Genomic DNA, 22,500 nt, shown 5'->3' with positions numbered 1-22,500 from the left:
AGGTTAGAATCGCTGGCACGCAGACTGCATGGTCAGTTTGTGCCCGTCTTTACGCTTCTGGAGTACTGCCTTTGAATGCGACGACCATCAACAGCCTGTTCTTGATCGGCGCGTTGCTGGTAGGCGCAAGCATTCTTGTCAGCTCTCTTTCTTCCCGTCTCGGCATTCCGATTCTGGTCATCATTCTCGCGGTCGGCATGGCGGCCGGGGTCGATGGCGGCGGCATCATTTTCGATAACTACCCCACGGCCTATCTGGTCGGCAACCTCGCACTGGCAGTGATCCTCCTCGACGGCGGCTTGCGCACGCGGGTTTCAAGTTTTCGCGTGGCCTTATGGCCGGCGCTGTCGCTGGCCACGGTCGGGGTGTTGATCACCACGGGGCTGACCGGCATGGCGGCTGCGTGGCTGTTCGATTTGAACATGATTCAAGGCCTGCTGATCGGCGCCATCGTAGGCTCGACCGACGCTGCGGCGGTGTTTTCGCTGCTCGGCGGCAAAGGTCTGAACGAAAGGGTGACCGCCACCCTGGAAATCGAATCCGGCAGCAACGATCCGATGGCGGTGTTTCTCACCGTGACCCTGATCGATATGCTCGCCAGCGGCCAGACCGGTTTGCACTGGAGCCTGCTGACGCACCTGATCCGCGAGTTCGGAATCGGAGGCGTGATCGGCCTGGGCGGCGGCTGGCTGATGCTGCAACTGGTCAACCGGATCAACCTCGCCGCTGGCCTGTATCCGATTCTGATGATCGCCGGCGGTCTGGTGGTATTCGCCCTGACCAACGCCTTGCATGGCAGTGGTTTCCTCGCGGTTTACCTGTGTGGCCTGGTAATCGGTAACCGCCCGGTGCGCAGTCGCCACGGCATTCTGCATATGCTCGACGGCATGGCGTGGCTGGCGCAGATCGGCATGTTCCTCGTGCTGGGCTTGCTGGTTACCCCGCATGATTTGCTGCCAATTGCCGTGCCCGCCCTCGGTCTGGCGCTGTGGATGATTCTGTTCGCGCGGCCGCTGTCGGTGGTGGTGGGCCTGCTGCCGTTCAAGGCGTTCCATGGCCGCGAAAAGGCCTTTATTTCCTGGGTGGGCTTGCGCGGCGCGGTACCGATCATTCTCGCGGTGTTCCCCCTCATGGCCGGGCTGCCGAATGCGCAGCTGTACTTCAACCTCGCATTCTTTATCGTGCTGGTGTCGCTGCTGTTGCAGGGCACAAGCCTGCCGTGGGTGGCCAAACTGCTGAAGGTGACGGTACCGCCCGAGCCCGCACCGATTTCCCGATCGGCACTGGAAGTACACGTCACCAGCGAGTGGGAACTGTTCGTTTATAAGCTCGGCGCCGAGAAATGGTGCATCGGTTCGCCCCTGCGTGAACTGAAAATGCCTGAGGGAACACGTATTGCCGCCCTGTTTCGTGGCCAGCAACTGCTCCATCCGTCGGGTAGTACGGTGCTGGAAGTCGATGATTTGCTGTGTGTTATCGGCCACGAACACAACTTGCCAGCCCTCGGAAAACTGTTCAGCCAGGCGCCGCAACGCGGCCTCGATCTGCGCTTCTTCGGTGACTTCGTGCTCGAAGGAGACGCCCAGCTTAAAGCTGTTGCAGCACTTTACGGCCTGCACGCCGAGGGCATCGATCCGGACATGACTCTTGGCGCCTTCATTGCCCAGAAAGTCGGGGGTGCTCCTATCGTCGGTGACCAGGTGGAGTGGAACAACACCCACTGGACCGTCGCGGTCATGGACGGGAACAAGATTGGCAAAGTGGGCGTCAGATTCCCCGAAGGAAGTCGCCCGGGCCCCGGGCTCTTCCTCTAAACTGCGTCCACTCTCACTTGCTTGACCGGTCTCTATGCCTACCCTGCGCTCCTTTTTCGCCGCGGCCCTGCTGGGCCTGAGTCTTACTGTCGGCCCGCTTTATGCCGCCGAACCACCGTCCAGCGACGCCGTGCAGGCCAGTCTGGACAAGCTCGCCGACAGCAAACTGCCGGATGCCGATAAAAAGTCCCTGCAATCCGTCCTGCAGAGCACGCTCAATCAGTTGAACAATCAGCGTGATTACGCGCAGAAGCTGATCGACCTCAAGCAGCAATTGGCTACGGCGCCGAAGCAGACGATCGAGGGTACCCGCGAACTGACGCGCCTCAAGGCCACTGCAGTGGTGCCGGTGGCACAGCGTTTCCCCAAAGAGTCGATCCCGCAGCTGGAGCAGATCCTCACGGATCGCTCGACCCAGCAAAGTGATCTGCAAAAGGCCCTGGCCGACGCCAACAGCCTGATCATCACTGCGCAGACCCGCCCCGAACGCGCCCAGGCAGAAATTTCCGCCAGCCAGACGCGCATCCAGCAGATCAACAACATCCTCAAGTCCGGCAAGGACGCCGGCAAGACTGTCAGCGCCGAACAGCGCGACCAGTTGAACGCCGAACTGGCGGCACTGAATGCGCTGATCCCGCTGCGCCGTCAGGAACTGGCCGGCAACAGCCAGTTGCAGGATCTGGGCAACGCCCAACATGACCTGCTCTCGGAGAAATCCGACCGCCTCGACCGCGAGATTCAGGAACTGCAAACCCTGATCAACCAGAAGCGTCTGGCGCAGTCGCAGGAAACCGTTACCCAGCAATCAATCGAAGCGCAAAAGGCCGGCAGCAGCAGCCTGCTTGCCACCGAAAGCGCCGCCAACCTCAAGCTCTCGGACTACCTGCTCAAGAGCACCGACCGCCTCAACGAAGTCACTCAGCAGAACCTGCAAACCAAACAGCAACTCGACACGTTGACTCAAAGCGATTCGGCACTGGATGAGCAGATCAACGTGCTCAAGGGCAGCCTGTTGCTGTCGAAGATTCTCTATAAGCAGAAACAGGCTCTGCCACGGCTCAAGGTCGACCGCGATCTGGCCGATCAAATCGCCGACATTCGCCTGTATCAGTTTGACGTCAGCCAGCAGCGTGAACTGCTGAGCAATCCGGCGGCCTATGTCGACACTCTGCTGGCCACCCAGCCACCAGAGCAAGTCACCCCGCAGTTGCGCAAAAGTCTGCTGGATCTGGCCAACACTCGCGTCGACCTGCTGGAGCGTCTGAACCGCGAACTGAGTGCGATGCTCAACGAATCGATCACTCTGCAACTCAACCAGAAGCAACTGCTGAGCACCGCCCAGAGCCTGCGTGCGACGCTTGATGAACAAATGTTCTGGATTCCCAGCAACAAGCCGCTGGACCTGGAGTGGATGCGTGCGGTGCCGGAGCGACTGAAACGTCAGGTCGACACGCTGCCATGGGCATCCAGCCTGAGCGAACTGACCGACGGTCTGACCCAGCGCCCCTTGCTGTTCCTGCCATTGGCGTTGCTGATCGGCGCACTGCTGTGGCGGCGCAAAAGTCTCTACGGTCGGCTGAACAAGGTTCACCAGGACATCGGCCATTTCAAACGCGACAGTCAGTGGCACACGCCGCAGGCGATTCTGATCAACATTCTGCTGGCGATGCCGGTGGCGCTCGGTCTGGGCCTGTGCGGTCTGGCCTTGCAGATCGACGCCCGCGGCCAGAACGCCAACATGGGCGCGGCGCTGCTGCAAATGGGCCAGGCGTGGCTGGTGTTCTACACCGCCTACCGGATTCTTGCGCCGGGTGGCGTGGCTGAGCTGCATTTCCGCTGGGAAAAACCCCAGGTCGAATTCCTTCAAGGCTGGGTACGCCGACTCGGGCTGGTGGTCATGGCGCTGGTCGCCGTGGTGGCCGTCGCCGAGTTGCAACCGGCGGCGCTCGCCGACGATGTGCTGGGCATGCCGGTGGTGCTGACCTGCTACGCGTTGATGGCGTGGTTGCTCAGTCGCTTGCTGATCAGCAGCCCGGCGCACGAAAACGCTTCGCTGTTCCGCAAGGCTGTCGGGGTGATGTTCACCCTGCTGCCAATCGCCCTGTTCGTCGCGGTGTGCTTCGGCTACTACTACACCGCGCTGAAACTCAGCGACCGCTTGATCAATACCCTCTACTTGCTGATGTTCTGGTTGGTGATCGAAGCAACTTTCGTCCGTGGTCTGAGTGTCGCGGCGCGACGTCTCGCCTATCAGCGCGCCTTGGCCAAACGCCAAGCGGCGAAAGAGGCCGGCGACGGCGAAGCGGTGATCGAAGAGCCGACCCTGGATATCGAAAAGGTCAACGAGCAGTCTCTGCGCCTGATTCGTCTGGCCCTGCTCGGCGGCTTTATCGCGGCGCTGTACTGGGTCTGGTCGGACCTGATTTCAGTGTTCTCGTACCTCGACAACATCACCCTCTACGAATACACCAGCGGCACCGGCGCCAACATGAGCATGGTGCCGATCAGCATTGGCGACATGCTGGGTGCGCTGATCATCATCGGCATCACCTTCGCCCTGGCGCGCAACTTGCCGGGCTTGCTCGAAGTGTTTGTGCTGTCGAAACTCAATCTGGCGCAGGGCAGTGCTTACGCGACCACGACGCTGCTGTCGTATGTGATCGCCGGCGTCGGTTTTGTCTCGACCCTGTCGACCCTGGGTGTGAGCTGGGACAAGTTGCAATGGCTGGTGGCGGCGCTCTCGGTCGGTCTCGGCTTCGGCATGCAGGAGATTTTTGCGAACTTTATCTCCGGCATCATGATCCTGTTCGAACGTCCGGTACGGATCGGCGACACCATCACCATCGGCAACCTGTCAGGCACGGTAAGCAAGATCCGCATCCGCGCCACGACCATCACCGACTTCGACCGCAAGGACATCATTGTCCCGAACAAGACGTTCATCACCGGGCAACTGATCAACTGGTCGCTGACGGATACCATCACCCGAGTCACGCTCAAGCTTGGTGTCGATTACGGCTCCGATCTGGATCTGGTCAAGGAACTGTTGCTCAAGGCTGCCCGGGAAAACCCGCGCGTGCTCAAAGAACCCGAGCCGCACGTGTACTTCCTCAACTTCGGCGAAAGTACCCTCGACCACGAACTGCGCATGCACGTGCGTGACCTTGGTGACCGCAACCCGGTGCTGGACGAGGTCAACCGATTCATCAATCGCGAGTTCAAGAAGCAGCACATCAACATCTCGTTCCGGCAGATGGAGGTTTATCTGAAGAACCTCCACGGCCAGGAATACAAGATGGTGCCGATCGAACCCGAAGCCAAAACCATCGTGGCGGTGCCCGACGAGCAGAAACCGCTGCGAGAGCCGCCGCCGGCCAAACTCGACTAACCGGTCTAATCCCAGCAGAATGCTCGGACATTCTGCTGGAGCCGGCCCTTGAAAGCCCTCGACGAACTGACCTTCGACAATCGCTTCGCCCGCCTGGGCGACGCGTTCTCCGCCCACGTGCTGCCCGAGCCGATCGACAATCCGCGCCTGGTGGTGTCGAGTCCAGCGGCCATGGCCCTGCTCGACCTTGACCCGGCGACGGCTGAAACCCAGGAATTCGCCGAGCTGTTCGGCGGCCACAAACTGTGGGCCGATGCCGAGCCTCGGGCGATGGTCTATTCAGGGCATCAGTTCGGCGGCTACACCCCGCAACTGGGCGATGGTCGCGGCTTGCTGTTGGGCGAGGTCTACAACGAAGCCGGCGAACACTGGGACTTGCACCTCAAGGGCGCCGGGCAGACGCCGTTTTCGCGCATGGGCGACGGGCGGGCGGTGCTGCGTTCGTCGATCCGCGAGTTCCTTGCTTCCGAAGCGCTGCATGCGCTGAACATCCCGTCTTCGCGCGCCGCCTGTGTGATCGGCTCCGACACCCCGGTCTGGCGCGAAAAGCAGGAACGCGCAGCGATGGTGCTGCGTCTGGCGCCGAGCCATATCCGCTTCGGCCACTTCGAATATTTCTATTACACCAAGCGCCCCGAGCAGCAAAAGCAGCTCGGCGAACACGTGCTGGCGATGCATTTTCCTGAATGCCTTGAGCAGCCGGAACCGTATCTGGCAATGTTCCGCGAGATCGTCGAACGCAACGCCGAACTGATCGCCAAATGGCAGGCCTACGGCTTCTGCCACGGGGTGATGAACACCGACAACATGTCGATCCTCGGCATCACTTTCGACTTCGGCCCGTTCGCCTTCCTCGACGACTTCGACGCCAACTTCATCTGCAACCACTCCGATGATCAGGGCCGCTACTCGTTCAGCAATCAGGTACCGGTCGGCCAGTGGAACCTAAGTGCATTGGCTCAAGCCTTGACGCCGTTTATCAGCGTTGAGGCCCTGCGTGAAACCCTCGGCTTGTACTTGCCACTTTTTCAGGCGCACTACCTCGACCTGATGCGCCGCCGCTTCGGCTTCACCACGGCTGAAGATGATGATCAATTACTGCTGGAGAACCTGCTGCAACTGATGCAGAGCAGCGGTGTTGATTACACGTTGTTCTTCCGCCGGCTCGGTGATCAATCCGCAGAACTGGCCGTCGCTCAATTGCGTGACGACTTCGTCGATATCAAAGGCTTCGATGCTTGGGGCGAACGTTACGTCGCCCGGGTTGCCCGCGATGGCGCGCTCGATCAGGAACAGCGCCGCGCGCGGATGCACGCGGTCAATCCGCTGTACATCCTGCGTAATTACCTGGCGCAAAAAGCCATCGATGCGGCTGAGCAAGGGGATTACTCAGAGGTGCGCCGGCTGCATGCGGTGCTGAGCAAGCCGTTTGAGGAACAGCCGGGGATGGAGAGCTATGCAGAGCGTCCGCCGGAGTGGGGCAAGCATTTGGAGATCAGTTGTTCTTCTTAAAGCGCTGGACTCCATCTTGATAAGCGATTTGTACGTCTCCAGATAAGGCACACGCATCGTTAAATTTTTCCGAGCCGATCATGACCAACCCACTCCTCATCCCCTGCCCCACCTGCAACGGCCTCAACCGCATCCCTGCCGAGCGCCTCGCCGACCAGCCGAAGTGCGGGCGCTGCAAATCCGCGGTGTTGCTGAACAAACCGTTCGAACTCAAGCAAGGCGACTACGCCAGCCAGATCAAGGGCGATCTGCCGTTATTGGTGGACGTGTGGGCGGACTGGTGCGGGCCATGCAAGGCGTTTGCGCCGGTGTTCGAGCAGGCGGCTGCGCAATTGGCGGGCAAGTGCCGGTTGGCCAAGCTCGATAGCGAGGCCAATCAGCAGTTGTCGGCGCAGTTGGGGATTCGCTCGATTCCGAGTTTGATTCTGTTCAAGAACGGCCGGGAGGTGGCGCGCCAGAGTGGTGCGTTTCCGTTGCCGCAACTGATGGCTTGGTTGCGTAGCCAGGGTATCTGAACCAACACAAATCCAATTGTGGGAGCGAGCCTGCTCGCGAAGGCATTCGGTCAGTCAACTCAGATGTTGAATCTACCGACCGCTTCGCGAGCAGGCTCGCTCCCACAGGTAGGTTGGGTGCAATCCGGAAAATCAGTGATCTTCAAGCAGGTTGTGCAATTCGACGAATTGCTGGGTCAGCTTGTGTCGCGGATCGAGGTGAATCAGCGGTGTACTGGCCTGATGCGATTCGCGCATGCGCACCGAACTGGTCAGGTACACCGGCAACACCGGCAGACCTTCGGCAATCAACTCATCCAGGATCTGCTGCGGCAGGCTCGCCCGGGCCTGAAACTGGTTGACCACGATGCCTTCGACTTCCAGCCCTTCGTTATGGTCATCCTTCAATTCTTCGATTTCGGCCATCAAGCCGTACAAGGCCTGACGCGAGAAACTGTCGCAATCGAAGGGGATCAGCACGCGATCAGCGGCAATCAGCGCCGATACCGCATAAAAATTCAGCGCTGGAGGCGTGTCGAGGTAGATCCGGTCGTAATCTTCCGATAGTTCATCGAGCAACTTACGCAGCTTGTTGATCTTGTGCTTGGCCTCAAGCTTGGGCTGCAGGTCGGCCAGCTCGGCAGTGGCGGTGATGATGTGCAGGTTGTCGAATGGGGTTTCGTAGATATCGGCCTGGTTCTTTTTCGAAAACGGCCCGGAAGACAGGGTCTGCTTGAAAAAATCGGCAATGCCCATCGGTATGTCGTCGCCGGTAAGCCCGGTCAGATACTGAGTGGAGTTGGCCTGGGCATCGAGATCGACTAACAGCGTGCGATACCCCTCGCTCGCGCTGACCGCTGCCAGATTGCAGGCAATACTGGATTTGCCTACGCCACCTTTCTGATTGAACACCACGCGCCGCATGACCAAACCTCCGTGTATCAAAGAATGACCGAGTGTAGTTGCGCGCGGCCTCGCTTCGCTACCTTCACAGCGGTGGACTACAAGGTCAGGTGCAAATATCCGCGTGCAGACCGAGTAAAAACCGCCATCAATCGCTGTAATGCCTGACAGACAAGTCGCAGACAATCTGGATAATGGCCAATTGACAGTTTCTCGGCGAACCATTCGGTACATTTCATTGCGCAAAATGTAACCAGCATTTGCTACACACTCGTCGCACCGGGATAATGCGCGCCACCCGGTGCCTGGCGCCACGTCAAGCCTGCTGCGGCTTTGGCGACTCAACGCGTTAACAAAAGCCCGCAGGGGCGGGATGAATGTCCGTGATCAACTTCAACATCGCCCAATGGCGCGCGTGGGCCCCGGGGCTCGACAGTGTGGACGCCTGGCAGGCCTGGGGCCGACAACCGGTCGTGCTCCAGAGCAGTGATGCCGCGCCTGATGTGTCGTTTTTGCCGGCCATGCAGCGCCGCCGCCTCAGTCGGCTGGCGCGAATGGCCTTCAGTGTCGGCTGGCCATTGGCCGACGGACGGGACAATCTGCCGCTGGTGTTTGTCTCGCGGCACGGCGAAACCCCGCGCACTTACGAGATTCTCAGTGACCTGGCCAAGGACGAACCGCTGTCCCCGACCCAGTTCAGCCTGTCGGTGCACAACGCAATTATTGGTCTGTGGTCGATCATGCGTGGCGAAACCAGCGAAATGACCGCCCTCGCCGCCGCGGGTGACGGTCTCGAACACGGCATGCTCGAAGCCGCGACCCTGCTCAATGAGGGCGCGCCGGCCGTGCTGTTGGTGATCACCGAAGAACAACCGCCCGAAGCCTATTCGCGGTGGATCGACGACGTACCGTTTCCTTACGCGGTAGGCCTTTTGCTCACCCCGGGTACCGACTGGCGGCTGACCCTGAACAGCACCTCAGAAGCACTGTCAAAGGCGCACTGGCCGCACGCGTTGAATCTGCTGCGTACCCTGCTCGGCCAGCAAACCCTTTGCCAACATGCCTGGAAAAATCGTGTATGGACCTGGCAACGCAACCCGTGACCGAAAAGCACCGCGACGCCTATTACTGGCGCCTGCTGGCCACCGCCGCAAGCTTCGCTCTGTTCGGGCTGGGCGGGCTGTGCCTGCGGATACTGGTGTTTCCGCTGCTCGGCTGCCTGCCGGGCGATGCCCTGAAACACCGCCAACGCGCGCGGCAGACCGTCAGTCGGCTGTTCTGGTTTTTTGTCCGGTTCATGGCCCGCACCGGCGTGCTCACTTACGACATTCAAGGCGCTGAACGTCTTGGCCGTCCCGGGCAAATGATCATCGCCAATCACCCTTCGCTGATCGACGTGGTCTTCCTGATCGGCCTGGTACGTGAGGCCAACTGCGTGGTGAAGAAAAGCCTGTGGGAAAACCCCTTCACCCGTGGCCCGCTGCGCTGTACCGAATACATCAGCAATGACGGCAGCATGGACATGCTCGATGCCGCCGCCGAGTCCCTGCAAAACGGCCAGACCCTGATCATTTTCCCCGAAGGCACCCGCACTCAACCGGGACAGGCACCGGCCTTTCATCGGGGGGCTGCGGCGATAGCCCTGCGTGGTGCGAAAATCCTTACTCCGGTGGTCATCAAGGTCAGCCCGACCACGCTGACCAAAGCCGAGCCCTGGTATCGGATCCCCAAACGCCGCGTGCATTTCAGTTTTCGTGTCGGGGCCGATATAGACCCACAGACATTCGCTGCGCTTGGCCCGGCACCGCAGGCCTCGCGCAAGCTCAACGATTATTTGCACTCTTACTTCATCAAGGAGCTCGCCGAAGATGAGCGATCTGCACCGTGACATCAAACTGCTGATCATCGACGCCCTAGGCCTCGAAGACATCAGCGTCGACGACATCGGCGATGACCAGACGCTGTTTGGCGAAGGCCTGGGCCTGGATTCGGTCGACGCGCTTGAACTGGGTCTGGCGATCCAGAAAAAGTACGGCATCAAGATTGACGCCGACGCCAAAGACACCCGTAACCACTTCACCAACGTGGCGAGCCTCGCGGCCTTCGTCACGGCAAAACAGGCAGCTTGAGACCGGACCATGCAAACTCGTGACGACATTTTCAACACCCTGCGCGATGCCTTGGTCGAGCTGTTCGAACTGGAGCCTGCGCGCATCAGTCTGGAATCAAACCTGTATCAGGATCTGGAAATCGACAGCATCGACGCCGTCGATCTGATCGATCACATCAAGCGTCAGACCGGCAAGAAAATCGCCGCCGAAGAATTCAAATCGGTGCGCACGGTCGGTGACGTGGTCGAGGCGGTCTTCCGTCTGGTTCAACCGGCCGCATGAGCCGATTGATCGGCCTCGGCCTGCTGCTGGCCGGTCTGCTGTACCCCTTTGCGGTGTATTTCGGCATGGAGCACTTCGCCCCATGGCAGTTCGGCTTGCTGCTGGGCAGCCTGTGGCTGGCGCGCGCGCTGACTGGCGAACGCAAGCCCGGCAGCCTGTGGATGGCTTGCGTGGCCATCGGTTTCTGCCTGCTGCTGGCGGTGTTCGACAGCCCGCTGTTGCTGCGCTGGTATCCGGTGCTGATCAGCGGCTTCATGCTGGTGCTGTTCAGTCTGAGCCTGAAATTCGGCCCGCCGATGGTCGAGCGTCTGGCGCGGCTGCGAGAACCGCAGCTGCCAGCCAACGCGATTGCCTACACCCGAAAGGTCACCGTGGCCTGGAGTGTGTTTTTTTTCTGCAACGGTTTATGCGCCGCCCTCCTGACCCTATGGGCGCCGCTGAATTGGTGGATGTTGTACACCGGCCTGATCTCCTACGGATTGATCGGCCTGATGTTTGCCATTGAATGGCTGATACGACAACGGGTAAGAGGCCGTACATGAACTGGATAAAACTTGAGCAGCTGTTGCTCAAGGCCCTGCCGGCGCGGGCGATCAGCCACGCGCCGGCACTCGATCACGCGCAACTGTGCGAGCAGGCGTTGAGCGTTGCCGCCGGCCTGCAAGCCCAAGGTGTGCGGCGTCTGGCTGTGCATCTGGAAGATGCCGCCGAACTGGCCATCGGCTTGCTCGGTGCGTGGCGCGCAGGCGTCAGCGTATTGCTGCCCTCGGATCTGCAAGCGCAGACCCGCCAGCGCTGGTCGGGTGAAGTCGATCTGTGGCTGACCGATCAGACCGGTGACAGCCGCTTGGCTGACTTCCATGAGCCTGCATTAACGGGCGCCGAGCTGAATCTCGACGAGTGCCGCTTGAGCCTGTGCACTTCCGGCTCCAGCGGTGAACCCAAGCGCATCGACAAGACCCTGCGCCAATTGGCCAATGAGGTCGAAGCGCTGGAACAGCTGTGGGGCGCGGATCTGGGTGAGGCCTGCATCATCGGCAGTGTTGCCACCCAACACATCTACGGTTTGCTGTTCCGCGTGCTATGGCCGCTGTGCGCCGGGCGGACGTTCGTGCGCAAGCAACTGGCCTTCCCCGAGGACTTGCAGCGCGCCAGTCGCGAGCATTCCATCTTCGCCTGGGTCGCCAGTCCTGCGCTGCTCAAGCGCATGGGCGACAACCTCGACTGGCCTGCCCTGAGTGCAGTGCGTCGGGTGTTTTCCTCCGGTGGCGCGTTGCCGGCCGAAGCCGCGCAAAGCCTGCATCAGCGTTTGCAGCAATGGCCAACGGAAATCCTCGGCAGCTCGGAAACCGGCGGCATTGCCTGGCGTCAGGGCGAAACCCTGTGGCAGCCGTTCGCCGGTGTCGAGCTGAGCCAGAACGCTGACGGCGCCCTGCTGATTGCCTCACCTTATTTGCCTGCCGGGCATGTCGAACACACCGCCGATGCCGCGCGCATAGCCGCCGATGGTCGTTTCGAACTGCTGGGGCGGCTGGACCGGATCGTCAAACTCGAAGAAAAGCGCATTTCCCTGCCGATGCTGGAACAAGCGCTGGTCGCCCACGATTGGGTCGCCGAAGCGCGTCTCGGTGTGGTGCAGGAAAATCGTGCCGTCCTCGGCGCATTGCTTGTGCTCAGTGACGAAGGCCTGTTTGCCTTACGCGAACACGGCCGCCGTAGCCTGACCGAAGCCCTGCGCAAACACTTGAGTCAGCATTGCGAAGCCCTGGCCCTGCCCCGTCGCTGGCGTCTGGTGCGGCAACTGCCGTTGAACAGCCAAGGGAAACTGCCCCAGGCCGACATCGAAGCGCTGCTGCTCGCCTCCCGACCGAAAGCCCCCGAAGTGCTGGAGCAAGTCGAATCCGACGGAGAATGGAGCCTGCAACTCAGTGTTCCGCCGGATCTGGCCTACTTCAGCGGGCACTTCCCCAAAGCCCCGGTGCTGCCCGGCGTGGTGCAAGTCGAATGGGCACTGAACCTCGGCCGCCAACTGCTGAACCTGAACGGCGCGTTCGTCGGCATGGAAGTGCTGAAATTCCAGCAACTGGTGCGCCCCGGCGACGAAGTCCAACTGCATCTGCGTTTTGATCCTGAACGCGGCAAATTGTATTTCGCTTACCGTAATGACACGGCAACTTGCTCCAGTGGACGGATTCTTTTGGGTGTAGAGCAATGATTGACCTTGGTGAGTGCTGCGCACTCAATCGCGAGCAGGCTCACTCCTACAGGGATCGCAGTTTTCCAGTGGAGAAACGGCATGCATAACCCCTGCGCGGTGATCCCGGTCTACAACCATGAAACAGCCATCGGCACCGTGGTCGATGCGCTGCTCGCGCAAAGTCTGCCGTGCATTCTGGTGGACGACGCCAGCACACAATCCTGCGCGCGCGTGCTCGATGGTCTGGCCGAGCGCGACAACGTGTTTCTGGTGCGGCTGACCGCCAATCAGGGCAAGGGCGGCGCGGTGATGACCGGTCTGCGCGAAGCCTCGCGGCTGGGTTTCAGCCATGCCTTGCAGGTCGACGCCGATGGTCAGCACGACTTGCACGACGTCGCCCGTTTCGTCGAGGAGTCCCGCGCCCATCCTGAAGCGATGATCTGCGGTTATCCGCTGTTCGATGAGAGCGTGCCGAAAGGCCGTTTGTACGCGCGTTACCTGACCCACGTGATGGTGTGGATCAACACGCTGTCGTTGCAAATTCGCGATTCGATGTGTGGTTTTCGCGTCTATCCGCTGGCGCCGACCTTGGCCGTGATCGACTCGGCCAAAGTCGGCAAACGCATGGATTTCGACTCCGACATTCTGGTGCGCCTGTCATGGCGCAATCAGCCGATGCGCTGGCTGCAAACCAGCGTGCATTACCCGCTCGATGGCGTGTCACACTTCCGGCTGTTCCACGACAACGCGCTCATTTCGAGCATGCACACACGGCTGTTCTTCGGCATGTTGCTGCGCCTGCCCGTCATCCTCTGGCGACGGTGGCGCACATGACCGTCGAGACCGACAAAAAGCACTGGGCCGACCGCGAAGAGCGCGGCAGTTTCCTGCTGATGAAATTCACCGCGTTCGCTGCCAAAGTCCTTGGCCGGCGTCTGCTGAGTCCATTGCTGTACGGCATCGTCCTGTACTTTTTCCTGTTCGGCCGCACCGCGCGGCGCAGTGCCTGGCAGTACCAACAGCGCCTCGCTGACTGGAGCAAACGCGAAGACTTGCGTCCGAGTCATTGGCGGGTATTCGGCCAGTTCATGGCGTTCGCCGATTCGATGCTCGACAAGCTCGATGTGTGGAACGGCAAGCTGCGTATCGAGCAGATCGAAATCATCGATCCGGCGCTGCTGCGCAATCAACTGCGCGGCAGTCGCGGGCAACTGCTGGTCGGCGCGCATCTGGGCAATCTCGAAGTGTGCCGGGCGCTGGCGGAGATCGGCGAAAAGGTCACGATGAATGTGCTGGTGCACACCAAGCACGCCGAGCAATTCAACCGCCTGCTGGGCGAGGCCGGGGCGACCAATCTGCGCCTGATTCAGGTCAGCGAACTCGACCCGGTGATCATGCTGCAACTGCACGAACGCCTGGAGCGCGGCGAGTGGCTGGCGATTGCCGGCGACCGCGTGCCACTGCACGGCGGGCGTAGTGTCAGCGTGGACTTTCTCGGCCACCCGGCGCCGTTCCCGCAAGGCCCGTGGCTACTCGCCGGCCTGCTGAAATGCCCGGTCAATCTGCTCATGTGCCTCAAGCAGCCGGACGGCCACTATCGCCTGACCCTCGAACCCTTCGCCGACGCCGTGGTGTGGACACGCCGCGAGCGCGAGCAGGTCATTCATCAGTGGGCCACTCGCTATGCGCAGCGCCTGAGTCACTATTGCCTCGAAGCACCGCAGCAATGGTTCAACTTTTACCCTTTCTGGAAGACCGATGACGACGCCAACCCATGAGCCGGTAACCTTCGGCGAACGCCCTTTGCGCATCGAAGACGTGCTGGCCCTGGCCAACCGTCAGGCGCCCGTGCAATTGCAGAGCGACGCAGCGTACCGCGAACGCATCGCCAAGGGCGCGCGGTTCCTCGATTCGTTGCTGGACAAGGAAGGCGTGATCTACGGCGTGACCACCGGTTACGGCGACTCCTGCGTGGTCGCGGTGCCGCTGCATCACGTCGAGGCGCTGCCCCGTCACCTCTACACGTTCCACGGTTGCGGCCTCGGCAAACTGCTCGACGCCCAGGCCACCCGCGCGGTGCTGGCGGCACGTTTGCAGTCGCTGTGCCACGGCGTGTCCGGGGTACGCGTGGAACTGCTGGAGCGTCTGCACGCCTTTCTCGAACACGACATCCTGCCGCTGATCCCGGAAGAAGGTTCGGTCGGCGCCAGCGGCGATCTGACACCGCTGTCGTATGTCGCCGCGACGCTGTCCGGCGAACGCGAAGTGATGTTCCGTGGCGAGCGTCGTCAGGCTGCCGATGTGCATCGCGAGTTGGGCTGGACGCCATTGGTGCTGCGCCCGAAAGAAGCGCTGGCATTGATGAACGGCACCGCCGTAATGACTGGCCTCGCCTGCCTCGCCTACGCCCGCGCCGATTATCTGCTGCAACTGGCCACGCGCATCACCGCGCTCAATGTCGTAGCGCTGCAAGGCAACCCGGAACACTTCGACGAACGCCTGTTCGCCGCCAAACCGCATCCGGGGCAAATGCAGGTCGCCGCGTGGCTGCGCAAGGATCTGGCAATCGACGCGCCGACTGCGCCGCTGCATCGCTTGCAGGATCGCTACTCGCTGCGCTGCGCCCCGCATGTGCTCGGCGTGCTGGCCGACAGCCTGAACTGGCTGCGCTCGTTCATCGAAACCGAACTCAACAGTGCCAACGACAACCCGATCATCGACGCCGAAGCCGAACGTGTTTTGCACGGTGGGCACTTCTACGGCGGGCACATCGCGTTTGCCATGGACAGCCTGAAAAACCTCGTGGCCAACGTCGCCGACCTGCTTGATCGTCAACTCGCATTGCTGGTGGATGAGCGTTACAACCACGGTTTGCCGAGCAACCTGTCTGGCGCCAGCGCTGATCGGGCGATGCTCAACCACGGCTTCAAGGCCGTGCAGATCGGCACCAGCGCCTGGACCGCCGAGGCGTTGAAAAACACCATGCCAGCCAGCGTCTTCTCGCGCTCCACCGAGTGCCACAACCAGGACAAGGTGAGCATGGGCACCATCGCCGCCCGCGATGCGATCCGCGTGCTGGAGCTGACCGAACAAGTCGCCGCTGCCACACTGCTCGCCGCCAATCAAGGCGTGTGGCTGCGGGGTCGCGATCAAGACGCCCGACCACTGCCGCCAGCACTGGCGGCCATGCACGAAGAACTGGCCCAGGACTTCCCGCCGGTCATCGAAGACCGTGCGCTGGAAGGCGAGCTGCGCCTGTGTCTGCAACGCATCGCCGCGCAACACTGGAGGCTGCATGCGTAGTGCCGGAGTGCTTCACGCCGATACGGAAATCCTCGTGCCGTTCTTTGACGTCGACACGATGCACGTGGTCTGGCACGGCCATTACGTCAAATACCTGGAAGTGGCGCGTTGCGCGCTGCTGGACAAGATCGGACACAACTACACGCACATGGTCGAGTCCGGTTACGCCTGGCCGATCATCGATCTGCAACTGCGCTACGTGCGCGGCGCAGTGTTCGGCCAGAAGCTGAACGTTCGCGCCAGTCTGGTCGAGTGGGAAAACCGCCTGAAGATCAACTATCTGATCACCGACCTGCAAACCGGCGAGCGCTTGACCCGCGCAAGCTCCGTGCAGGTGGCAGTCGAAGTGAGCAGCCGCGAGATGCAACTGGCTTCGCCGAAAATCTTCACCGATGCCGTGGAAAGGATGCTGCGATGAACCTGATGTCCAAAAGTCTTGGCGCTCTGGCGCTGCTGGCCGTATCGACGCTGGCCCACGCTTTCGACCTGCAACAGCTCAGCCAACAACTGGCGAAACCGGATGTGATCCACGGCCAGTTCATCCAGGAAAAACACCTGCGCGCCCTGCCCCAGCCGCTGATCAGCAAGGGCAGTTTCGTCCTCGCGAAAAATCACGGCTTGCTCTGGCTGCTGAAAACGCCGCTGCAACAGGATTACCGCATCAGTGCCAAAGGCATTGCCCGGCGTGACGGCAACGGCTGGCAATTGCTGCCGAACAAGAGCGCCGGGGCCGAGCAGAACCGTTTGTTCCTCGCCGTATTGCAAGGCGACAGCAGTGGCCTGCAACGGGATTTCGAACTGGCCCTGAGCGGCGATGCGCAGAAATGGAAGCTGACCCTGACCCCGCGCTCGATGCTGCTCAAGCAAGTGTTCAACCAGATCAACATCGATGGCGGCGAACTGGTGCAAAGCATCGAACTGCTGGAAACCCAAGGCGACAGCACCGTGCTGCGCATGCAGGACAGCAGCGCTGGCCAACCGTTGAGCGATGCGGAGCAACATGACTTTGCTGAGTGAACGCAGACTGCCGTGGCTGTTCCTGATTCTGCTGCTGACAGTTGTCGCCCTGGCCGGTTGGCAGTGGCGCGACGGCGCACCGCTGTCGGCGAATCTGATGGAGCTGGTGCCGGGCACTAACCCGGACGCCCTCGAACTGCGCGCTGAACAACGCATGCAGGAACCGCTCAACCGCGAAATGATGGTGTTGGTCGGCCACGCCGATCGCCAGCAAGCGGTGGCCATGGCGCAGACGCTGGCCGAGCAATGGCAGGCCAGCGGCTTGTTCGAAAAAGTGCAGTGGAACCTGCAAGCCGATCTGCCGGCCCTGCGCACGCAATTGCTGCAAGGGCGGCTGGCGATGCTCTCGGCGGATGACCGGCAATTGCTGATCGAACACCCCGACGCCTTTATTCAGCAACGGGTGCAGGCGCTGTTCGACCCCTTCACCGGTTTCAGTCTGGTGCCGAATCAGGATGACTGGCTGGGCCTCACCGGGCGCATCCAGAACAGCCAGCCGCAACACGGCGCGGTGCAACTGGACATCGGTAGCGGTGCATTGGTCGCCGACGCCGACGGCAAGAGCTGGGTGCTGCTGCGCGCGCGCACCACCGGCAATGCCTTCGATATGAACCTGCCGCTGCAAGTGGCGGATCTGCTCCAGCACAGTCGCGAGCAGGCGGCGAAATCCGATGTGCAATTACTGGCCGCCAGCGGTTTGCTTTACGCCGCCAACGGTCAGCAGCAAGCCACACGCGAAATGACTTGGGTCGGCGGCGGCGCCACGCTGGGTATTCTGTTGTTGTTGCTGTTGGCATTCCGTCGCTGGCGGGTGCTGCTGGCGTTCGTGCCAGTGTTGGTCGGCATGCTGTTCGGCGCGGTGGCGTGCGTGGCGCTGTTCGGTCATATGCATGTGATGACGCTGGTGCTCGGCTCGAGCCTGATCGGCGTGGCGGTGGATTACCCGCTGCACTATCTGTCGAAGAGCTGGAGCCTCAAGCCGTGGCGCAGCTGGCCGGCGTTGCGCCTGACCCTGCCCGGGCTGACGTTGAGCTTGATCACCAGCGCCATCGGTTATCTGGCGCTGGCGTGGACGCCGTTCCCGGCGCTGACGCAAATCGCGGTGTTCTCCGCTGCCGGGTTGCTCGGTGCCTATCTGTCGGCGGTGTGTCTGCTGCCGGCGCTGCTGAAGAATGTCGAACTGCGCCCGGCGCAATGGCCGCTGCGTCTGGCCGAGCGATTAGTCGGTCTGCGGGAAAAACTGCTTGAACGCGTTCGCACGCCGGTATTGCTGCTTGTGCTGATCGCCTTCTGCGTTGGCGGACTCTTGCAACTGCAAAGCAAAAACGACATCCGTCAGTGGGTCGGCGCACCGCAACGGCTGACCGATGAAGCACAGACTATTGCGCGCATCACCGGCTATCAGCCGACCAGTCAGTTCTTTCTGGTTCGCGCGGCCAATCAGCAAGAACTGCTCGAACGTCAAGCCGCGCTAAGCGAGCGCCTGCAGCAATTGGTCAACCTCGACAAGCTGCAAGGCTATCTGGCGCTAGATCAGTTGATCAGCCCTGCGGATCAACAACAGCAAGTGCGAGAAGCACTGAACAAACTGCCGCAGTTCTGGCAGCCGCTGCTTGATCTCGGGGTGCCACTCGCTGCATTGCAAACCGAACTGCAGCAGTTGCAGACGCTGCCGCTTGAGGATATCGACGCCGCGCTGACCGGCCCGCTTGGCGAACCTTACCGCACGCTGTGGCTCGGTCCGACCGAAGAAGGCGTGGCGGCGATAACCAGCCTGCAAGGCCTGAACAACCCTTCACTGCTGCGCGTGCAGGCGCTGGATCTGCCGGGCGTGGTGCTGGTGGATCGCCTCGGCGACCTTAACAATGTTTTCGCGGCCACGCAGATCAGCGCCGCCGAGCTGAAACTCGCGTCCTGCGTGTTAATCGTGCTGGTGTTGATCCTGCCCTTTGGCTTGGGCGGCGCGTTGCGCATCGTCGCGTTGCCGCTGTTGGCGGCGCTGTGCAGTCTGGCCAGCCTCGGCTGGCTCGGCCAGCCGCTGACCCTGTTCAGTCTGTTCGGCCTGTTGCTGGTGACGGCGATCAGCGTCGACTACGCGATTCTCATGCGCGAGCAGGTCGGCGGTGCGGCGGTAAGTCTGCTCGGCACCTTGCTGGCGGCCGTGACCACATGGCTGTCGTTTGGCTTGTTGGCGGTTTCCAGCACACCGGCAGTGAGCAATTTCGGCCTGTCGGTGAGCCTGGGGCTGGCGTTCAGTTTCATGCTCGCGCCGTGGGCCGGGCGTCATGAACACACCGCTACCGTTACGGAGCACGCGGCATGATGGTCATCGGTTTCTGGCTGCTGGCCCTGGCGTTATTCGCATTAGCCACTCGCATCGGCCGCCACTTCGGTCTGATCCCGATTGTCAGCCAGTTGCTGCTGGCGAGTTTCGGCTTGCCGCTGCTGATGTATTTCTGGATCGAGCCGGGCTGGCAGCTCAGCGGTGCCGAACTGATCGCGCCGGAGTGGCTGAAAAACCTCTACAGCCTGAGCTTCGCGCTGTTGCTCGGACACATCCTCAGCGATGTGATTGATCTGCGCCTGGATCGCCAGAGCGTGAAAATCGCCGTGCCGAGTTTTGCCGTGCCGTTCGCCTGTGGTCTGGCGGCCGCGTATTGGCTGTTGCCGGCGCAACCGTGGCTGAACTCACTGGCCATCGGACTGGTATTTGCGATTACCGCCATTCCGGTGCTGTACCTGTATCTGCGTCACATCGATTACCCGCCGGCTGCCACGCGGCGCCTGGTGCAGACGGCAATCCTGATCGACCTGACCTGCTGGACACTCTTCGGCCTCGCCCAGGGCAGTTTGCACCTGAGCAGTCTGTTGCTGCCGCTGGGCCTGGCGTGCGTGCCATTAATGCTGCATCTGGTCGGAGTGCGCCGACCACTGACGTACAGCCTCGGTTTTTTCGCGCTGCTGGTCATGGCCGAGCATTACAAACTCAACGCACTGATTTTCGGCATCGGTTATCTGCTGTGCATGGCCGCACTGAAAATACCGCTGGTTTTACCGTTGCCGGCGCGCTGGATGAGCCGTTTGCAAACGTGGATCGCAATCCCGTTGATCCTTACGTTCGGCATCGTCCAGATCGACGTACACGCGGCCCTCGCCAGCCTCGGCGCGGTGCAATGGGCAGCGCTGCTGCTGTTGCCGATTGCCAGTAAACTGCTCGGCAACTGGCTCGGCCTCGGCTGGGCCGGGGCCTCGTTCGCAGGCGCCAGTCGCTGGCGCGAAAGCGTGCTGCTGAACATTCGCGGCCTGAGCGAAATCGTCTTTCTCAACTTGTTGTTGCAGCAACAGCTCATCACCCCGGCGCTGTACTTCGCGCTGATGCTGATGGGCTTGATCGCGACGCTGTTGCCAGCCCTGATCGGCCTGCACCGCGCGCCCCTGAAAAACACCGCCATCGCGCCCGGGAGTTCACGTGCCAACCGTTGAAATGCAACGTCGTCAGGTAGTGATCATCGGCGCCGGACCGTCCGGCGCCATCGCCGCCGCGCTGCTCAAGCGCAAGGGCCACGACGTGCTGGTGATCGAGCGCCAGCACTTTCCGAGGTTTTCCATCGGCGAAAGCCTGCTCAGCCACTGCCTGGATTTCGTCGAAGAAGCCGGCATGCTCGACGCGGTCAACGCCGCGGGATTTCAGCGCAAGACCGGCGCCGCTTTTGCCTGGGGCGAGCGCTACAGCGCGTTCGATTTCAGCGATACCTTCACCAACGGTAAGCCAACCACGTTCCAGGTACAGCGCGCCGATTTCGACAAACTGCTGGCCGATCAAGCGGCGCTGCAAGGCGCCGAGATCCGCTATGGCGACGCCATCGTCAGCGTCGATTTTGACCGAGTAAAACCGCAACTCGATGTGCGCCGCGAAGACGGCAGCGAATACCGCGTCGAGGCCGATTTCGTCCTCGACGCCAGCGGTTATGGTCGCGTGCTCTCGCGCTTGCTCGATCTGGAAGCGCCGTCGAATTTCCCGGTGCGCCAGGCCGTGTTCACCCACGTCGAAGATCACATCGACAACCCGGCGTTCGACCGCGAAAAAATCCTCGTCACCACCCACCCGCAGCATCGCGATATCTGGTTCTGGACGATCCCGTTCAGCAACGGTCGCTGCTCGGTGGGCGTGGTCGCCGCCGCTGAACATTTCCACGGTCGCGACGCTGACCTTGATGCCTGCCTGCGCGGTTTCATTGCCGAGACGCCAAGCCTCGCCGGCGTGCTGAACAACGCCGTGTGGGACACTCCGGCACGCACCCTCGGTGGCTACGCGGCCAACGTCAAAACCTTGCACGGGCCGGGCTTCGCGCTGCTGGGCAACGCGGCGGAATTTCTCGATCCGGTGTTCTCCTCCGGCGTGACCATCGCCATGCGTTCGGCGAGCATGGCGGCCGCTGTGCTGCATCGTCAGTTGCAGGGTGAAACCGTCGACTGGCAAAGCGAATTCGCCGAACCGCTGAAGCGCGGCGTTGACACCTTCCGCTGCTACGTCGAGGGCTGGTACGCCGGCACCTTTCAAGACGTGATTTTTTATGAAGACAGCCAGGCGGAAATTCGCCGGATGATCTGCTCGATCCTCGCCGGTTACGCCTGGGACGAACGCAACCCGTTTGTCAGCGAAGCGCGCCGCCGGTTGAAGATGATTTCCGAACTTTGTGCAAAGGACGCCCCATGAGTTACCTGAGCGACAGCTACGTCGAGGAAACCCGCTTCGGTTTCTGGTTCCTGCGCAGTCACACATGGCAGCACCATGTGTTGCGCGTGGCGATCAACGATCTGCGCGGGCTGTTCAGCGAGTCGCTGCCGGCAAACCCGGTGCTGCTGGATGCCGGTTGCGGTCAGGGCAAGTCGTTCCGCCATTTGCGGCAAACCTTCGCGCCACAGCGTTTGATTGGCGTTGACGCCGATCCGCACAGCCTTGGGTTGAGCGGCGAAGAAGCCGCGCGTCAGGGTCTGGACGTCGAGTTGATCGGCAGCGATTGCGCAACCCTCAACGTGCCGGACGCCAGTGTTGATCTGCTGTTCTGTCATCAGACCTTTCATCATCTGGTCGAGCAGGAAAAGGCACTGGCCGAGTTTTATCGGGTGCTCAAGCCGGGCGGTTATCTGCTGTTCGCCGAATCCACCGAGGCCTACATTGATACCTGGGTGATTCGCTGGTTGTTCCGCCATCCGATGCATGTGCAGAAGAGCGCGGCGCAGTATCTGCAGATGATTCGCGAGCAGGGTTTCGAGTTTGGCGAACGCAATGTCTCGTACCCGTATTTGTGGTGGAGCCGTTCGAAAGATTTCGGCTTGCTGGAGCGCTTTGGGTTGCTCAAGCCGAAGCCGTTTGGGCAACGGGAAGAGACGTTGGTGAATGTCGTCGCCCGCAAGCCGTTTGAAGGCGCCATCTGATGGGACACTTTCGATCTGTACAACCCAAACCCTGTGGGAG

20 protein-coding genes are annotated in these 22,500 nt (G+C 61.3%); 19 read left to right on the top strand and 1 reads right to left on the bottom strand.

Going from position 1 to position 22,500, the window contains the following annotated elements; genetic code table 11:
- Positions 1-71 precede the first annotated feature (71 nt).
- The 4 genes from PSH79_RS02250 to trxC all read left to right on the top strand — a co-directional run bounded on the left by PSH79_RS02250 (position 72) and on the right by trxC (position 7,229).
- Positions 72-1,814: a potassium/proton antiporter gene (locus PSH79_RS02250; protein WP_305441042.1), complete on the top strand. Its 1,743-nt coding sequence runs from the start codon at positions 72-74 to the stop codon at positions 1,812-1,814.
- Positions 1,815-1,848: 34 nt separating this feature from the next.
- Complete coding sequence (gene mscK, locus PSH79_RS02245) at positions 1,849-5,202, top strand: mechanosensitive channel MscK (protein WP_305441041.1); 3,354 nt, start codon at positions 1,849-1,851, stop codon at positions 5,200-5,202.
- A gap of 48 nt (positions 5,203-5,250) precedes the next feature.
- Positions 5,251-6,714: a protein adenylyltransferase SelO gene (selO, locus tag PSH79_RS02240; RefSeq protein WP_305441040.1), complete on the top strand. Its 1,464-nt coding sequence runs from the start codon at positions 5,251-5,253 to the stop codon at positions 6,712-6,714.
- An 80-nt stretch (positions 6,715-6,794) separates the two neighbouring features.
- A complete protein-coding gene (trxC, locus tag PSH79_RS02235; protein WP_305441038.1) occupies positions 6,795-7,229 on the top strand; it encodes a thioredoxin TrxC in 435 nt (144 codons plus the stop codon).
- Positions 7,230-7,361: 132 nt separating this feature from the next.
- Here trxC and PSH79_RS02230 read toward each other — a convergent pair whose 3' ends face one another.
- Positions 7,362-8,132: a ParA family protein gene (locus PSH79_RS02230; protein WP_305441036.1), complete on the bottom strand. Its 771-nt coding sequence runs from the start codon at positions 8,130-8,132 to the stop codon at positions 7,362-7,364.
- Between the two features lie 356 nt (positions 8,133-8,488).
- On the opposite strand from PSH79_RS02230, the gene PSH79_RS02225 reads away from it, so the two are divergent.
- The 15 genes from PSH79_RS02225 to PSH79_RS02155 all read left to right on the top strand — a co-directional run bounded on the left by PSH79_RS02225 (position 8,489) and on the right by PSH79_RS02155 (position 22,460).
- Positions 8,489-9,214, top strand: a complete 726-nt coding sequence (locus tag PSH79_RS02225; protein ID WP_305441034.1) for a beta-ketoacyl synthase chain length factor — start codon at positions 8,489-8,491, stop codon at positions 9,212-9,214.
- On the top strand, positions 9,190-9,999 hold the full coding sequence (locus PSH79_RS02220; protein WP_305441033.1) for a 1-acyl-sn-glycerol-3-phosphate acyltransferase: 810 nt from the start codon (positions 9,190-9,192) through the stop codon (positions 9,997-9,999). The genes PSH79_RS02225 and PSH79_RS02220 overlap by 25 nt, the downstream gene beginning before the upstream one ends.
- A complete protein-coding gene (locus PSH79_RS02215; protein WP_201235862.1) occupies positions 9,980-10,240 on the top strand; it encodes a phosphopantetheine-binding protein in 261 nt (86 codons plus the stop codon). Before PSH79_RS02220 ends, PSH79_RS02215 begins: the two co-directional genes overlap by 20 nt.
- Before the next feature lie 9 nt (positions 10,241-10,249).
- Positions 10,250-10,504, top strand: coding sequence for an acyl carrier protein (locus PSH79_RS02210; protein WP_095187409.1), 255 nt, complete (start codon positions 10,250-10,252; stop codon positions 10,502-10,504).
- Complete coding sequence (locus tag PSH79_RS02205) at positions 10,501-11,046, top strand: hypothetical protein (RefSeq protein WP_305441029.1); 546 nt, start codon at positions 10,501-10,503, stop codon at positions 11,044-11,046. The genes PSH79_RS02210 and PSH79_RS02205 overlap by 4 nt, the downstream gene beginning before the upstream one ends.
- Positions 11,043-12,719, top strand: coding sequence for an acyl-CoA synthetase family protein (locus PSH79_RS02200; RefSeq protein WP_305441028.1), 1,677 nt, complete (start codon positions 11,043-11,045; stop codon positions 12,717-12,719). Before PSH79_RS02205 ends, PSH79_RS02200 begins: the two co-directional genes overlap by 4 nt.
- An 81-nt stretch (positions 12,720-12,800) precedes the next feature.
- Positions 12,801-13,535 carry a glycosyltransferase family 2 protein gene (locus PSH79_RS02195; RefSeq protein ID WP_305441027.1) on the top strand — a complete coding sequence of 245 codons (735 nt, stop codon included), beginning with the start codon at positions 12,801-12,803 and terminating at the stop codon, positions 13,533-13,535.
- Positions 13,532-14,479: a glycosyl transferase gene (locus PSH79_RS02190; RefSeq protein ID WP_305441026.1), complete on the top strand. Its 948-nt coding sequence runs from the start codon at positions 13,532-13,534 to the stop codon at positions 14,477-14,479. The genes PSH79_RS02195 and PSH79_RS02190 overlap by 4 nt, the downstream gene beginning before the upstream one ends.
- Positions 14,460-16,004, top strand: a complete 1,545-nt coding sequence (gene hutH / locus PSH79_RS02185) for a histidine ammonia-lyase (protein WP_305441025.1) — start codon at positions 14,460-14,462, stop codon at positions 16,002-16,004. Before PSH79_RS02190 ends, hutH begins: the two co-directional genes overlap by 20 nt.
- Positions 15,997-16,422, top strand: a complete 426-nt coding sequence (locus tag PSH79_RS02180) for a thioesterase family protein (RefSeq protein ID WP_305441024.1) — start codon at positions 15,997-15,999, stop codon at positions 16,420-16,422. The genes hutH and PSH79_RS02180 overlap by 8 nt, the downstream gene beginning before the upstream one ends.
- Positions 16,419-17,021: an outer membrane lipoprotein carrier protein LolA gene (locus PSH79_RS02175; protein WP_305441023.1), complete on the top strand. Its 603-nt coding sequence runs from the start codon at positions 16,419-16,421 to the stop codon at positions 17,019-17,021. The genes PSH79_RS02180 and PSH79_RS02175 overlap by 4 nt, the downstream gene beginning before the upstream one ends.
- On the top strand, positions 17,005-19,344 hold the full coding sequence (locus tag PSH79_RS02170; RefSeq protein WP_305441022.1) for an MMPL family transporter: 2,340 nt from the start codon (positions 17,005-17,007) through the stop codon (positions 19,342-19,344). Before PSH79_RS02175 ends, PSH79_RS02170 begins: the two co-directional genes overlap by 17 nt.
- Positions 19,341-20,504 (top strand): sodium:proton antiporter, encoded by a 1,164-nt coding sequence (locus PSH79_RS02165; RefSeq protein WP_305441021.1) that lies wholly within the window; start codon positions 19,341-19,343, stop codon positions 20,502-20,504. Before PSH79_RS02170 ends, PSH79_RS02165 begins: the two co-directional genes overlap by 4 nt.
- Positions 20,491-21,738 carry an NAD(P)/FAD-dependent oxidoreductase gene (locus PSH79_RS02160; RefSeq protein WP_305441020.1) on the top strand — a complete coding sequence of 416 codons (1,248 nt, stop codon included), beginning with the start codon at positions 20,491-20,493 and terminating at the stop codon, positions 21,736-21,738. Before PSH79_RS02165 ends, PSH79_RS02160 begins: the two co-directional genes overlap by 14 nt.
- Entirely contained in the window at positions 21,735-22,460 is a 726-nt protein-coding gene (locus PSH79_RS02155) for a class I SAM-dependent methyltransferase (RefSeq protein ID WP_305441018.1), read from the top strand. The genes PSH79_RS02160 and PSH79_RS02155 overlap by 4 nt, the downstream gene beginning before the upstream one ends.
- Positions 22,461-22,500 lie beyond the last annotated feature (40 nt).

It is taken from the genome of Pseudomonas sp. FP2196 (assembly GCF_030687715.1).
GTDB lineage: Bacteria > Pseudomonadota > Gammaproteobacteria > Pseudomonadales > Pseudomonadaceae > Aquipseudomonas.
This window is presented reverse-complemented; position numbering and strand designations above follow the sequence as displayed.

Excerpts from the sequence above, each read along its gene's own strand:
- mscK (WP_305441041.1), top strand. The coding sequence starts at position 1,849 with ATGCCTACCCTGCGCTCCTTTTTCGCCGCGGCCCTGCTGGGCCTGAGT.
- trxC (WP_305441038.1), top strand. The coding sequence starts at position 6,795 with ATGACCAACCCACTCCTCATCCCCTGCCCCACCTGCAACGGCCTCAAC.
- PSH79_RS02230 (WP_305441036.1), bottom strand. The coding sequence starts at position 8,132 with ATGCGGCGCGTGGTGTTCAATCAGAAAGGTGGCGTAGGCAAATCCAGT.
- PSH79_RS02225 (WP_305441034.1), top strand. The coding sequence starts at position 8,489 with ATGTCCGTGATCAACTTCAACATCGCCCAATGGCGCGCGTGGGCCCCG.
- PSH79_RS02220 (WP_305441033.1), top strand. The coding sequence starts at position 9,190 with ATGGACCTGGCAACGCAACCCGTGACCGAAAAGCACCGCGACGCCTAT.
- PSH79_RS02215 (WP_201235862.1), top strand. The coding sequence starts at position 9,980 with ATGAGCGATCTGCACCGTGACATCAAACTGCTGATCATCGACGCCCTA.
- PSH79_RS02210 (WP_095187409.1), top strand. The coding sequence starts at position 10,250 with ATGCAAACTCGTGACGACATTTTCAACACCCTGCGCGATGCCTTGGTC.
- PSH79_RS02205 (WP_305441029.1), top strand. The coding sequence starts at position 10,501 with ATGAGCCGATTGATCGGCCTCGGCCTGCTGCTGGCCGGTCTGCTGTAC.
- PSH79_RS02200 (WP_305441028.1), top strand. The coding sequence starts at position 11,043 with ATGAACTGGATAAAACTTGAGCAGCTGTTGCTCAAGGCCCTGCCGGCG.
- PSH79_RS02195 (WP_305441027.1), top strand. The coding sequence starts at position 12,801 with ATGCATAACCCCTGCGCGGTGATCCCGGTCTACAACCATGAAACAGCC.
- PSH79_RS02190 (WP_305441026.1), top strand. The coding sequence starts at position 13,532 with ATGACCGTCGAGACCGACAAAAAGCACTGGGCCGACCGCGAAGAGCGC.
- hutH (WP_305441025.1), top strand. The coding sequence starts at position 14,460 with ATGACGACGCCAACCCATGAGCCGGTAACCTTCGGCGAACGCCCTTTG.
- PSH79_RS02180 (WP_305441024.1), top strand. The coding sequence starts at position 15,997 with ATGCGTAGTGCCGGAGTGCTTCACGCCGATACGGAAATCCTCGTGCCG.
- PSH79_RS02175 (WP_305441023.1), top strand. The coding sequence starts at position 16,419 with ATGAACCTGATGTCCAAAAGTCTTGGCGCTCTGGCGCTGCTGGCCGTA.
- PSH79_RS02170 (WP_305441022.1), top strand. The coding sequence starts at position 17,005 with ATGACTTTGCTGAGTGAACGCAGACTGCCGTGGCTGTTCCTGATTCTG.
- PSH79_RS02165 (WP_305441021.1), top strand. The coding sequence starts at position 19,341 with ATGATGGTCATCGGTTTCTGGCTGCTGGCCCTGGCGTTATTCGCATTA.
- PSH79_RS02155 (WP_305441018.1), top strand. The coding sequence starts at position 21,735 with ATGAGTTACCTGAGCGACAGCTACGTCGAGGAAACCCGCTTCGGTTTC.